The organism is Paenibacillus hodogayensis (assembly GCF_039536325.1).
Lineage (GTDB): Bacteria > Bacillota > Bacilli > Paenibacillales > NBRC-103111 > Paenibacillus_AB > Paenibacillus_AB hodogayensis.
This window is the reverse complement of record NZ_BAAAYO010000006.1, coordinates 822,457-835,811: the sequence shown is the minus strand read 5'-3', so window position 1 is coordinate 835,811 and position 13,355 is coordinate 822,457. Positions and strand designations below refer to the sequence as shown.

Here is a 13,355-nt window from a genome sequence, read left to right as displayed (position 1 = left end):
AGGTTAGCCGCATGAACGATATGTCGGTCTACCGCGAAGCTTTTATGGAAGAACTGGCCGACCAACTGGAGCGGATCGAACAGGATCTGCTCGAGCTGGAACAGCAGGTGACCGAACCGCTTGTCCAATCGATCTTCCGTGCGGCCCATACGATCAAGGGATCGTCGGCGGCGATGGAGTTCGGCGAGATGAAGCAGCTTACCCACGAGATGGAGCACCTGCTCGATATGGTCAGAGGACGCCGGCTGGAGGTCGACGATGCGCTCGTCGAGCTGTTGTTCCAGTCGCTGGATTTGTTGAAAAAGCTGCGCGATCAGTACGCGCATAACGGTCCATATGCGGATATTGCCCGCATGGTGACAGCGCTCGGACGCTTTGCCCGCGGCGATCGCGAATCCGCCGGGCCTGCTGCCTTGCCCGAGCTGACGCCGGAGCAGTCGATGGCGGCGGAGAATATGCTGCATTCGGGCTTGCGCCTGCTTACCGTGCAGATCCGGTTTGCGGAAGAATGCCCGATGAAAGGGGCGCGCTTCTACCTGATCGCCGATAAAATCGCCGGCTCGATCGGACCTGTCGCGATGACCGAGCCTCTGCTGCCTACGGGATCGCAGCAGGACGATTCCATCTACGGGACCGTCCGCCTGCTGGTCGGGACGCTGATGGATGCCGAACGGGTCGTGGCCGAGCTTAGCGAGGAAACGGATGTACGCGACGTTCAGGCGGCCGAATACAAGCAGTTGGCCTCGCCGTCGTCCGTCGCGGCAACCGATGCTGCTTCCGGGGCAAGGACCGAGTCCGCAGCCGGTGAACAGCCGGAGGAGGAAGCGACTTACCTCCCCGTCAAGGAGCCGCAGCCGGTTGCCGCCGAGGAACGGCAGAGACAGGGAGCGCAAACGATCCGCGTCAGCGTCGAAAGGCTGGAGCAGCTGATGAATCTGGTGGGAGAACTGCTGATCGATCAGACCTCGCTGGCCGAGCTGAAGCGGACGGCGTCCCAGCGGTATCCGAACGAGGAGTTTACGGAACGGCTGAGCGATGTCTCCGATCATATGGTCCGCATCGTCGGGGAACTGCACGAAAGCATCATGAAAGCGCGGATGCTGCCCATTGAGCATCTGTTCAACCGGTTTCCGCGCATGGTCCGCGACTTGTCGCGCAATCTGGGCAAAGATATCGAGCTGGTGCTGGACGGAACGGAGACGGAGCTGGACCGGACGTTGATCGAGGAAATCGGCGACCCTCTTATTCATCTCGTCCGCAATGCGCTCGACCACGGCATCGAAGCCCCGGAGGCCCGATCCGCCAAAGGCAAGCCGGAGCGCGGCCGGGTCCGGCTGAACTCGTTTCACGAGGACAACCAGGTGGTCATTACTGTCGAGGACGACGGGGGAGGCATACGCCCCGATACGATCAGGCAGTCGGCCGTCCGCAAAGGTTTGCTTACCGAAGAGCTGGCCGGACGGCTGACGGAGCAGGAGGCGATCCATCTCATCTTCCAGCCGGGCTTCTCCACCGCTTCCGCGGTTAGCGAAATATCCGGCCGCGGGGTAGGGATGGACATCGTCCGCAATCAGATCGAACGGCTGAACGGACTCATCTCGATCCGTTCGGTTCCGGACGAGGGTACGTGCTTCACGATCCGGCTTCCGCTGACGCTCGCGATCATTACGGGGTTGATGGTGAAAGTGTGCGGCCGCGAATACGTCGTGCCGATGAACAATGTATCGGAAATCGTGCGTATCCCGCGCGAGAGCGTCCAAAAAGTGCAGGGCAACGACGTTATCATGATCCGCAACGAAATCATTCCGCTCGTCCGTCTTCAAGAAGTGCTGGGCTACCCGGCCCCTTCCGCCGTCGGCAAAAACGTCTCCGTCGTTATTATTGCGCTGCTGGACAAGAAGGTGGCATTGGCAGTGGACGAAACGTTGGGCAACCAAGAGATCGTCATCAAGACGCTGCCTCCGATGCTGGGGAAGATGGAGCATGTGGCGGGAGCGACGATTTTGGGCAACGGACGCGTGGCGCTTATTCTGGAAGCCGGCTATTTCGTCAAGCTGCGGGGCAAGAGGCACGGATTGTAACGAGACTTACGCGGAAGGGATGCGGATGCGTCCAGGCTGCGAGTTCGGCAATATGTAAACTTGAACAGCCCCTTGCCGGGAATGGCGAGGGGCTTTTTCGTTTGGAGAAATGCAAACATGAGCATTAATGAACAAAATATTGCATGCGCATATTCGCGCCGGCATAGAAATAGAGAAAGGGATGTACACCCGGGCATCCGGCCCCGGCTATCAAGGGAAGACAAATGACGGACGCCAAGGGCGGTCTGCAGCTTGTGCTGGATACCGGGTACTTGCCGTTTACGAAGAAGATGGCGGAGTCGCCGCAGATGAAGGAGCTGTGGGCCAAGGAGCCGAACCGCAAAACGGCTTTTGAACAGCTGCAATATGCGATCGACACCAACAAGGACGTCGCCTGGCCGCAAATCATGCAAGAATTTTTCAAAGCGATACAGGCGATCATGTACGACAACAAACCGATCGAGTCTACGCTGGATACGTTCAAGAAAGAAACAGAGCGTCTGCTGAAAAAATAAACCGGGGGAGCGGGCTGAAAAGATGCCTGCTCCTTTTTTGCCATATGCCTCGATTTGCCGCCGATTCGTCCAATGCGATTGCCCTGCTTCGGCGGGTCCGGCGAATAGCCCGGTTGTGCAAAATATGGTACGATTGGGCTAAACCGTTGAAGGCGAGGCTTGTTTCGTGAACAATCATGCGCAAATTATGGGAATCTCGTTTCCGAAAATGACGATGGACCAGAGCTTGCATCTGCTGGAGGACGTCGTCGGACAAAACCGCAAGGAGCTGTTTTATGTCGTGACGGGCAATCCGGAGATTGTCATGTCGTGTCAGCACGACCGGAAGCTGAGATCGATCGTCGAGGAGGCCGGGCTGGTAACGGCGGACGGCATCGGCATCGTGATGGTATCCCGGCTGAGGGGCGGCCATCTGCCGGAGAGAGTCACCGGCTGCGATCTGCTGATTCAATTGCTGGAGAAGGGAAACCGGCACAGCTGGTCGTTTTATTTGCTCGGGGCGGACGAGCCTACCAGCCGGCGGGCGGCGGAGGTCATCGGGGAGCGGTATCCTGGCGTACGCGTAGCGGGGCGGCATCACGGCTATTTTCACAAGGACGACGAAGCCGCGATCGTGGAGGACATTCGCGCAGCCGCTCCGGACTTCCTGATCGTGGCGCTGGGCGCGCCGTATGCGGAGAATTGGATCCACAACTATAAGGCGCATCTCGGTGCAAAAGTGGCCATCGGCGTCGGCGGAAGCCTCGATATTGTCGCGGGGAAGGTGAAGCGGGCGCCCGCGGTCTGGCAGAAGCTGCATGCGGAGTGGCTGTACCGGCTGATCCGGCAGCCTTCGCGATGGAGACGCCAGCTGCTGCTGCCGCGTTTTGCGCTGAGAGCGCTGCTTTATAAAGACTGAAAGGAGCCGGTGCGGTATGCATTGGATGGATGCGATCGTCGAAGCGAAGGTACAGGAGTCGATGCGCAAAGGCGAGTTCGACAATTTGGCCGGAGCGGGGAAGCCGCTTCGTCTGGACGACGACGCCGGGGTGCCGGAGGAGCTGAGGGTCAGCTACAAGCTGCTCCGGAATGCCGGGATGATTCCGGAAGAGGTGCAGCTGCGCAAAGATATGGTGACGCTGGAAGAGCTGCTCGCCTGCTGCCGGGACGACGCCGATAAGGTTAAGCTGAACGGCGAATTGGCGGTCAAGAAGCTGCGCTACCAGATGCTGATGAACGAACGCGGCTGGCACGCCTCCGCGGCTTTCGCCGACTATGAGGCGAAGATAAGGGGACAGCTGAACGGCCAATAGGCGCGAGCCGCATGCGCGGCCGCGCTTTTGTTTTGCTCAACCCACAATCTTTCCCTAGGGAAAAAGACATGCATTAGAACAAAAAAATGTCTTTACACCAAAAAAATCTGGGCGTATACTAATGATCAGAAATGAGTGATTTCTCTTTTTTTGGATAAAAAATTGCCCTTGGCAAACATAGTTATCTTTGTACAAAAAAATGGAGGGGACAGCGTGAAAGATTCAAACGGCAAGCAGGTTTCACGTCGAAGTTTTTTGCAAGCGGGAGCGGTCGGAACGGCGGCGCTGATCGGGGGCGCCTTGCTTCATCGCGGTTCCTTGCTCGGAGGCGCGGTCCGCGCCGAGTCGCATACGTCCCACGATGCGCAGGATAGCGGCCATGACAATCACGGCATGCAGCACGGCTACGATCCCGGCACGGAAGAGACGGAAGGGCTGATCATGGCCCGTGAGGCGCTGACCAATTTCGATTACGGCAAAGTAAGCCGCGCGCCGGACGGGCGGACGATTCGCGAGTACGAGATGACGGCGCTGGACAAGGAAATCGAGATTATGAAAGGAGTGAAATTTCCCGGCTGGACCTATAACGGGACGATTCCCGGACCGACGATCCGCTGCACGGAAGGCGACATCGTCCGGGTTAAATTCAGCAACGCGACGGCCCATCCCCACTCGATCCATTTTCACGGCATTCATCCGACGAACATGGACGGATTGGAAGCCGTTCCGCCCGGCGGAACGTTTACATACGAATTCGAGGCGAAGCCGGCCGGCATGATGGTGTACCATTGTCACGTGCAGCCGTTCCGCCACCATATCCATAAGGGCATGTACGGCAATTTCATTATCGACCCGAAGAAGCCGCGCTCTCCGGCCAAAGAGTTCTCAATGGTCATGAACGGGTACGATCTCGATTTTGACGGGGAGAACGAAGTGTATACGGTCAACGGCTACGCATTTGCTTACATGCAGGAGCCGGTTAAAGTGAAGGTGGGCGAGCCGGTACGCATTTACGTCAGCAATTTTCTGGAATTCGATCTGATCAATTCGTTTCATCTGCACGCTAACTTCTTCAACTATTACGCCACCGGAGCCGATCCGGAGGCACGGCCATACTATACCGACACCGTGACGCTCACCCAAGGGGAGCGGGGAATCGTGGAGACCGTTTTTCCGGCTGCCGGCAAGTATATGTTTCATGCGCATATCAGCGAATTTACGGAGCTCGGCTGGATGGGCTTCTTCGAAGCCGAGTAGGGGGGCAAGCAGATGAGCCAGTTGCAAACGAATGTGAACACTCCGCCGGGGAAGGCCGGCCGGAGAGGCTTGCTGGCATGGGCGGTATTGCCGGTCGTGCTGCTCATTCTCCTGATCGCGGGGATTATGACGCTCGGCACCGGTGTCGACGAACAATCCCCCGTGCCGATCGAGAAGATGGATATCGAGAAGACCGTATTGACGGACGGCGGCATCACCATGAAGGTGCTGAACTCGGGGCCGGAGGACCTCACGATCGCGCAGATTATGGTGGATGACGCGTATTGGAATTTTACGATGGAGCCGGGGACGACGATTTCGCGGATGAGCCGGGCTACCATTACGCTTCCGTATCCGTGGGTGGAAGGCGACGCCCATGAAATCCGCATCATTTCGTCCAACAGCACGATTTTCGATAAATCGATCGACGTGGCTTTCAAGACGCCGGAGATGACCGGAGAGCGGCTCGGCAAATATGCCCTGATCGGGCTGTACGTCGGGGTCATTCCGGTGGCGCTCGGTTTGCTGTGGTTCCCGTTCATCCGGCGGTTTTCGATGCGCGGCATGCATGTCGTTCTGGCTTTTACCGTAGGGCTGCTCGCTTTTCTCGTCGTGGATACGCTCGAGGAAGGGCTGGAGTTCGCTTCGGAAGCCCCTTCCGTCTTTCAGGGAACCGGTCTGGTTTGGCTCGGCGCCCTGCTCAGCTTCCTGTTCCTCACCGCCCTCGATCAGGCGAGCAGAAGCAAGGCGAAGAGCGGCGATGCGGAAGGAAAATCGCTCGCTTACAAGCTGGCGGCGGGGATCGGGCTGCACAATTTCGGCGAAGGCTTAGCGATCGGTACGGCCTTTGCCGTAGGGGAGGCTGCGCTCGGCACTTTTCTGATCATCGGATTCACGCTGCACAACTTGACCGAGGGTATCGGGATTGCCGCGCCGTTGACCAAGAGCAAGCCGACCTGGCAAACGTTCGCCTGGCTGGCGCTCGTCGGCGGCGGGCCCGCCATACTGGGCGTCTGGTCCGGGGGGCTGATCGTAAACAATACATTTGCCGCGCTATGCTTCGGGATCGGCGCGGGCGCGATCGCGCAGGTCATCTACGCCATCGCCCGGATGATCGTAAAGGAAAGCGAACGGAATTCGTACGCGCTTCTGTCCTGGAGGAATTTTGCCGGCATAGGGCTGGGCATTGCGGTCATGTATGCGACGGCGTTGCTCGTTTAACGGCGAGGGGGACGGCAATATGAACAAGAGGATGGCGATCGTCGCGACGGCTCTGGCCGTTTGCGTTCCGCTTGCCGGCTGCGGCAGCCGGAGCGCAAGCGGCGTAACCGGCGAACGAGACGGAAGCGGCGAAAGCATCCCCGCCGTTCGGGCGGAAGCTCTGTATAAAGCGAACTGCATCGCCTGCCATGGCGCAGAGCTGGAGGGCGGAGTCGGACCGAATCTGCAAAAAGTCGGCGGGCGGCAAGGCCAGCCCGCTATCGCTTCGCAAATACGCCAAGGCGGCAAAAAAATGCCGCCTTTCCGCGCGAGTCTTTCGGATGAGGAAGTGGAGACGTTGGCAAGCTGGCTGGCGTCTCGGAAGTAGGCGGGCAAACCGTCGGAGGATGGGGGAATCCGCTTGCGGAGGCTATTTCGCCTGTTGCGCAGCGTATTCAAGAGAGACCCTGCCAGCCGCTGCGGATCAACTGCTTGAGCCGCATATGCCGGTACGCAAAAAACAGATAAACGCCGACGGAGGCGGGGAGGGTGAACAAGCCGCTGTCGAACGAAAGCTCGTCCCGGAATACGGACGTTCGCTCGTCTACCCGGGTGACCCGCATCGTATGGCGCCAGGTGCGGAATAACCGGCCTGTTTCATCGGTCGTGACGGTTCGGCGGCCGTCGTCGATCGTCGCGAAGGTAATGGTATGATGTCCGAGCGGGAGCCATCCCAACAAATACATCCGGAGCCGATACGGCTTTCCTGCACTCCATTGGGCGGGAAAGCCGTTTGCGTTGTCGGCGTATCGGAATGCCATTAGCGGGGAGGCGACCTTCCGAAAGGCGGAAGGTCTTTTCATGCTCGCCCACAGCAGGTCGGGGGAGGTTCTCAGGGTGGACTGCATCGTAATCCGCATCGTTCCTACCTCGTTATCGCCAGAATGACGGAGGCGGCGCTTGGTCATTTCACCGTAATGGCCACCTTCGTACCGTCAGGATATTTTTCCAACTGGTTGCTAACCCAGGAGCCGGCTCCCCGATTGTCGGACGGCTTGACATAGGCGATATCCGCCCCTTTGCCGCCTTCCGCGCACATCGCCATCGGGAATTCGTCACGGTCGAAGTTCGGCTTCGTCGGGACGCCCTTCAACGACTCTCTGCGATTGCTCTCCGCTCCTTTGCGGTCAATCGTACAGATAGAGGAATGTCCCTTCTGGATGGCTGATTGGATGTGCGCCGCCGTCTCCGGAAAACGGTCGGCCGGGAAGACGATCGTATAGGCGGCCGTGTTGTCCTGCGATTCGGGGTTAAGGTAGTCTTGTAAAAAATAGGAGGCCGTCAAAATCAGCATGACAATGACGGAAAGCAACGTTTTCTTTTTCACGTGTCGGTCCTTTTTCCTTATGGGAGTAAGAGTGCGCTTGTCGAAAGCCTACCCATTACTCTATCGCAACCGCTAGGATCATGGCAAGCTTGAATTGGCGTATTTTGGTAGAATCGGCGGCTGGCGGGATGCGGGGGAAGTATAGTAAGATGAAAACAAAACGGTTCTTACAAGGAGAAGCCATGTGCCGAAATATCAAAACCTTGTTCAACTTCGCTCCCCCGGCTACGGAAGACGAAATTCAGGCGGCCTCGCTCCAGTTCGTGAGGAAGCTGTCGGGCTTCAATGAGCCCTCCAAAGCGAACGAGGCGGCGTTCAATCAAGCTGTCGCCGAGGTGACGGAGGCGGCCCGCCGGCTGCTCGATTCGCTGGTCACCCGAGCGGAGCCGCGCAATCGCGAGATCGAGATCGAACGCGCGCGCGTCCGTTCGGTGAAAAGGTTCGGAACCGGCAAGAGCTAGTCCTGTGTATTCGGGAACGGCGCGGAAGCTTGCATGTACCCGGCAAGACCGGCTCGCTTCCGCCTGCCATTGTTCACCAACGGATGCTCTTGACGAGACGGACCATGGCGTCCCGCTCGCTTTCGCCGATTGGCCATTCCGCAATTTCGTTCAGAATGTCCGTCAGATTGCCATACCCTTTCGCCAAGCCGTTCAAGCGGGCCGGCAGAGTGGCGTCCCGAAGCTCTTCGAGGGTCGGGTAGAGCTGGCCCAGCTTGTTCACGGCGTCGGGGAATCGTTTCAAATAATATTTCTGATGCCTGTCTTCGGCGGGATAAAACGTATGAAAAGGGGCGATCTCGGTAGCCGGGCGTCCCTTACCCTGCTGTTCCCGTTCCCGTAAAACGGTGGCAACGACAGCTCGTTGAGCCTCGTCGCGGTACAGCACGAGGGACTGGTATTGCCGTCCTTTATAGTCGTTGATATTGATCGGATTATGGTTGTTCCAGAACAGACTCAGCAGCTGTTCCAGCGTTAGACGGTCCGGGTCGTAGTCCAGCTCGACCGTTTCGGAGTGGTCGCCGAGCCGGCGGTAAGTCGGGTTGAGGGCCGTCCCTCCAGTGTAGCCGACACGGGTTCGAACCACGCCCGGCTGTCGGCCGAATAAGGCGTCCGGGCTCCAGAAACAGCCCATGCCAAACGTTATTGTGCGAATGCTGCTCATATCGCGGCACCTCCCAAGTCCATCATAGCATGAACAAAGGAACGTCCCAAGTCTAACAGCCTAACGCCTTGCTTAACGATCCTCGGAGTAGAGGGGAGCGCTGTTGTCCCGGAACTGTGATAAAATGGAGACAGCCCCGCTTGACACGTCGGCGGGTATTCAGCGAATAGCGAATATTGAGGAGATACGATGCTTGTATACAACTTGGGGTTAGTTCGGCAGGGGAGCCATATTTTGCTGCTGAACCGGGAAGCTCCGTCATGGATGGGGTGCTGGAACGGCATCGGCGGCAAATTGGAGAAGGGCGAACAGCCCCGGGCGTCCATGATCCGCGAAATGGCCGAAGAAACCGGAATCGTCGAAGCGGATTTGCATTTTAAAGGTCTGATTACCTGGTCTTCGCCGGAGGGAGCCGGGTTCGGCGGCATGTATTTGTATGTGGCGGTCGTGACGGATGCCTATGACTACCCGACTCCGGTCAAAACCGCCGAAGGCATTCTCGACTGGAAAACGAGCGACTGGATCAAGCATCCCCAAAACGTGGGCGTCGCCTCCAACATCCCGTACTGTCTGGACAAGGCGCTGTACGACGATCGCTGCTACCATTACCATGGCCTATACGAAAACAATAAGATGATCGGGCAATCCTCGGCGCCGATCGATGAACGGATCGAAGCCGACGAGGCTTGGAGACACGCCTATTTGACGGACTATATCGAACAGCGCCGTTACCGCGCAGCGGCCGAACGAGCGTGAGCGTTCCGCCGCCCGGAGCGCAAGCCAAGCAGGCTGCCAGCGAGATGATCGCCGGCAGCCTGTCGTTCGTTTCAGACGGTTTTCTACAGCTCCTTGGAGGAGGAACCGGGCGCGGCGGAGGGGGCGGCGACGGAGAAGACGCGCAAGCGTACGAGCAGCGCGATGCCGAACAGGAACACCCCGGTCATGACGAAGACGGCTGGAATCGGCACTTGGCTGGCGAGTAGTCCTCCGAGCAGCGGTCCCGCCATAAGCCCCAGCGCATTGGCCGACTGGTTCAGGCTGAACGCTCGGCTGCGGAAGCCGTGATCCGTATTTTGAGCGATGATTGCATTCAACGCCGGGAATACCGCAGCGAAGAACAAGCCGTAGCCGAACCGCAGCGATCCGAAGCCGAGCAGGTTGTGGAACACGATTTGCAGCACATTGCCGAGAGCGCCGCCCAGCAGGCCGATGAACAGCACCCTCTCGTAGCCGATCCGCATGCCGAGTTTGCCCCAGCGGGGAGCGGCGATCAGTGTCGCCACCCCGACCGCAGAGAAAATGATGCCTGAATGAAGCGAGGCCGAGGACGCGCTGGAGCCGAGCTGCAGCACATAGATGGTCAGCAGCGGTTCAGCGATCATGATCGAGGTGGTCGTGATGAACACGATGGCTAGGGCCGCCATCAGCGGACGATTGCGCGCCGCCTCGCGCACGTCGCTGACGACCGAGGAGCGCTTGCCTTCCCGCTTCACGAACGAAGGCTCTTTGACCCCGAACAAGGCGATCAGGAAAGCGATCAAGACCATGACTCCGGCTGCGAAGAACGTCTCGCGCATGCCGAGCATATGACTGATGACGCCGCCCGCCAGCGGCCCGATAACGGCTGCGGCCGCCGAAGCGGTCGAGATGACGCCGAGCGCGTAGCCGACCTGCTTCTCCGGCGTGTTGGTGGCGACGATCGCGATGGACGCCGGAATATAACCGGCCAGCAGTCCTTCCATGACGCGCACCGCCAGAAGCTGGTAAGGATTTTCGACGAGAAAATAAAGAAAATAGGTGGCTGCCAGACAGATGCCCGCGCGCAGCATCATCGGCTTTCTGCCGTATTTGTCGGCCAGGGAGCCCCAGAACGGAGCGATCAGCGAGCTGGCCAAAAACGTTATGGCGAATACGCCGCCGGTCCAAGTCTCCAGATGATTGTCGACGCCCAAATGTTCGGTAAGAAAAATAGGCATGAACGGTATGGAAACCGAATACGCCATGCTAACGAGAAAACAGCCAAGCCAGAGAATAAACAAATTCCGTTTCCACGAGTAATTCACAACCGTAGGCACTTCCCTTTTCCGTAATCTGAGCTATGCAGTCATGGTCATCATATCATTAAAAAGTCGGTTTTCCGATTAAAGATTGTTATCAATAGATCAAATGTTTTGATTCCCCTGCTTTCCAATCGGCGAAGGCTCGATTAAACTAATAGTAGAGAAAGAGGGGTGTGGACGTTGCGTACTTCTCCCGAAGAAGCCTACGAGCGCGTATGGGACTATTATGCGGATGAGCTGCGTCTGCTCGATTGGAGACTGCGGCAGCTGTTCGTGCGCCGCCGTCAACTGGCCAACGACCCGCAGGCCGACGCCCTGCGCAGCATGTATGTGTCGGAGGACGAGTTTCTGCGGATGGTCGGCGAAGCCGACGAGACCGAGGAATGGGATGCCGACGTGGATATGGAGCTGGCCCACGCCGGCGAGGAAATCCTCCGCCTGGAGGAGCATATTGCCGCCCGAAAGCGGGCCAGCGCGCTCCGGAATGCATTCCTTCCGACTGTCTACGCCGCTTCCGTGTTCGCGCTGGACGAGCTGGAGCAGCGCCTCATTCTGCTGGGGCTGGCGGTCGAGCTGGACCGCAAGTACGAGCGCATATTCGGTTTTTTGACCGATGATTTGACCGTACGGCTTCCCACCGTCAGCCTGGCGCTGCAGCTGACCTGCCGCTCTCCGGAGGAGCTGAGGGCCGGGAGGTTGGCGTTTGCCGCAGACGGCAAGCTGGCGAGGTACTGGCTGGCCCGCGAGGATTCGGAGCCCTATGGAAGAACGCTGCTGTCGAGGCCGCTGGCGCTCGATCGCCGGATGGTCGCCTTCCTGCTCGATACGGGCGAGCTGGACGCGGGGCTTCAGCCGGGGTTGACGATTCATTATCCCGACGAGCCGCTCGCGCCGCTGCTTGTGCACCGGGACGCGCAAGAGCAGCTTGCAGGCTTCGGCTCCGTTTTGGAGGCTCGCCGATCACCTGGAGCCGCAGCGATCGGGCTCCATGTGCACGGTCCCGCCGGAGTCGGCAAGAGGCTGCAGGTGCGGCATGCCTGCGCCCGCTGGGGCAAAAACGTGCTGATCGCCGATCTGAACGTATACGTGGCGGCCCCGGAACGGTTCGGCGCACTGCTCCTCCGGACGATTCGGGAAGCGCTGCTGCATCAGGCCGTGCTGGCGTTCGCGCATACGGAGGCGCTTTATCCCGACGAGCCGGATACGGCGGCGAAGGAGCGGCTGCGCATCTTCCAGGCGGAATTGGACCGCTTTCCGCTGCCGGTCTTGCTGCTATCCGAGCCGAACGTTCGTCTGGAATGGAGCCCGGCGGGTCGGGTATGGTTGGACCGGGCGTTGGCGGTTCCCGGCGACAGCGAACGGCTGGAGCTGTGGAAGGCGTTTGCGGCCGATGCGGGGCTCGAGGCCGACGAAGCGTGGAACGGCCTGGCGGTCAAATTCCGCTTCACGCCAGGCCAGATCCGCGATGCGCTGAACGATGCCGCTTTGCTCGCCGCATGGGAGCGCAAGGATGCCCAAGCGATGCTGTACCGGGCCTGCTACCGGCAGATGCGGCACCGGCTGGACCGTAAAGCCGTCCGCATCGAGCCGCGATACGCGTGGGACGACATCGTGCTTCCGGACGAGCAGAAGGAATTGTTAAGAAGCGCCTGCGGCCAGATCAGGCATCGCGCGCAAGTTTACGGGGACTGGGGCTTCGATAAGAAGCTGGCTTACGGCAAAGGGCTGTCGATGCTGTTCGCCGGACCGCCTGGAACGGGCAAGACGATGTCGGCGCAGGTCGTGGCGAACGATCTCGGCATGGAGCTGTACAAAATCGACTTGTCCCAGGTTATCAGCAAATATATTGGGGAGACGGAAAAGAACTTGCACGAGATTTTCGGCGAAGCGCAAAAAAGCGGAGCCATCCTGTTTTTCGACGAAACCGACGCCCTGTTCGGCAAAAGGTCGGAGGTCAAGGACGCCCACGACAAGTACGCCAACATCGAAACCGCTTATTTGCTGCAAAAGATGGAGGAATACGACGGCATATCCGTGCTGGCCACGAATCTGCTGAACAATATCGACGAGGCGTTTCTGCGGCGGATCAATTATGTAATCAAATTTCCGTTTCCGGACGCCGAGTACCGCGAGAAGCTTTGGAGAGCCGCTTTTCCGCGCGATCTGCCATTATCCGCCGATATCGACTTTCGCTGGCTGGGACAAAAGTTCGAAATGGCCGGAGGCAACATTAAAAACGTGACGCTATCCGCGGCTTTTCTTGCGGCCGAGAACGGGTCGGAGGTCGGGATGCGGGAGATCGTCAAGGCCGTGCGCCACGAACTGCAAAAATCGGGAAAAATTTTGCCCCGCAACGAGCTGGAAGGTTATTGACATGTGTGAAATCTCACCGTTTTTCC

General features: G+C 58.7%; 14 protein-coding genes. 10 read left to right on the top strand and 4 right to left on the bottom strand.

What is annotated here, in order from left to right:
- The first annotated feature begins 11 nt into the window (after positions 1-11).
- From ABD796_RS14855 to ABD796_RS14825, 7 genes are all read left to right on the top strand, one after another.
- Complete coding sequence (locus ABD796_RS14855) at positions 12-2,081, top strand: chemotaxis protein CheW (protein ID WP_344908882.1); 2,070 nt, start codon at positions 12-14, stop codon at positions 2,079-2,081.
- Positions 2,082-2,305: 224 nt separating this feature from the next.
- Entirely contained in the window at positions 2,306-2,596 is a 291-nt protein-coding gene (locus ABD796_RS14850; protein ID WP_344908881.1) for a type 2 periplasmic-binding domain-containing protein, read from the top strand.
- Positions 2,597-2,762: 166 nt separating this feature from the next.
- Complete coding sequence (locus tag ABD796_RS14845; protein WP_344908880.1) at positions 2,763-3,494, top strand: WecB/TagA/CpsF family glycosyltransferase; 732 nt, start codon at positions 2,763-2,765, stop codon at positions 3,492-3,494.
- Between the two features lie 16 nt (positions 3,495-3,510).
- Positions 3,511-3,888, top strand: coding sequence for a DnaJ family domain-containing protein (locus ABD796_RS14840; RefSeq protein ID WP_344908879.1), 378 nt, complete (start codon positions 3,511-3,513; stop codon positions 3,886-3,888).
- Between the two features lie 213 nt (positions 3,889-4,101).
- A complete protein-coding gene (locus ABD796_RS14835) occupies positions 4,102-5,145 on the top strand; it encodes a multicopper oxidase domain-containing protein (RefSeq protein ID WP_344908878.1) in 1,044 nt (347 codons plus the stop codon).
- A 12-nt stretch (positions 5,146-5,157) separates the two neighbouring features.
- Positions 5,158-6,366 (top strand): ZIP family metal transporter, encoded by a 1,209-nt coding sequence (locus ABD796_RS14830; protein WP_344908877.1) that lies wholly within the window; start codon positions 5,158-5,160, stop codon positions 6,364-6,366.
- A 19-nt stretch (positions 6,367-6,385) separates the two neighbouring features.
- On the top strand, positions 6,386-6,733 hold the full coding sequence (locus ABD796_RS14825) for a c-type cytochrome (RefSeq protein ID WP_344908876.1): 348 nt from the start codon (positions 6,386-6,388) through the stop codon (positions 6,731-6,733).
- 67 nt (positions 6,734-6,800) lie between these two features.
- Here ABD796_RS14825 and ABD796_RS14820 read toward each other — a convergent pair whose 3' ends face one another.
- Together ABD796_RS14820 and ABD796_RS14815 are read right to left on the bottom strand one after the other, a co-directional pair.
- Positions 6,801-7,313: a hypothetical protein gene (locus ABD796_RS14820; protein ID WP_344908875.1), complete on the bottom strand. Its 513-nt coding sequence runs from the start codon at positions 7,311-7,313 to the stop codon at positions 6,801-6,803.
- Positions 7,310-7,732 carry a NucA/NucB deoxyribonuclease domain-containing protein gene (locus tag ABD796_RS14815; protein ID WP_344908874.1) on the bottom strand — a complete coding sequence of 141 codons (423 nt, stop codon included), beginning with the start codon at positions 7,730-7,732 and terminating at the stop codon, positions 7,310-7,312. Before ABD796_RS14815 ends, ABD796_RS14820 begins: the two co-directional genes overlap by 4 nt.
- 182 nt (positions 7,733-7,914) lie before the next feature.
- Here ABD796_RS14815 and ABD796_RS14810 point away from each other — a divergent pair, with 182 nt between their 5' ends.
- A complete protein-coding gene (locus ABD796_RS14810) occupies positions 7,915-8,193 on the top strand; it encodes a DUF2277 domain-containing protein (RefSeq protein ID WP_344908968.1) in 279 nt (92 codons plus the stop codon).
- A gap of 73 nt (positions 8,194-8,266) precedes the next feature.
- Here ABD796_RS14810 and msrA read toward each other — a convergent pair whose 3' ends face one another.
- Positions 8,267-8,896, bottom strand: coding sequence for a peptide-methionine (S)-S-oxide reductase MsrA (gene msrA, locus ABD796_RS14805; protein WP_344908873.1), 630 nt, complete (start codon positions 8,894-8,896; stop codon positions 8,267-8,269).
- Between the two features lie 189 nt (positions 8,897-9,085).
- On the opposite strand from msrA, the gene ABD796_RS14800 reads away from it, so the two are divergent.
- Entirely contained in the window at positions 9,086-9,652 is a 567-nt protein-coding gene (locus ABD796_RS14800) for an NUDIX hydrolase (protein WP_344908872.1), read from the top strand.
- Between the two features lie 83 nt (positions 9,653-9,735).
- On the opposite strand, the gene ABD796_RS14795 is transcribed toward ABD796_RS14800, so the two are convergent.
- On the bottom strand, positions 9,736-10,959 hold the full coding sequence (locus ABD796_RS14795; protein WP_344908871.1) for an MFS transporter: 1,224 nt from the start codon (positions 10,957-10,959) through the stop codon (positions 9,736-9,738).
- Positions 10,960-11,136: 177 nt separating this feature from the next.
- On the opposite strand from ABD796_RS14795, the gene ABD796_RS14790 reads away from it, so the two are divergent.
- Positions 11,137-13,329 carry an ATP-binding protein gene (locus ABD796_RS14790; protein WP_344908870.1) on the top strand — a complete coding sequence of 731 codons (2,193 nt, stop codon included), beginning with the start codon at positions 11,137-11,139 and terminating at the stop codon, positions 13,327-13,329.
- The last annotated feature ends 26 nt before the right edge of the window (positions 13,330-13,355 follow it).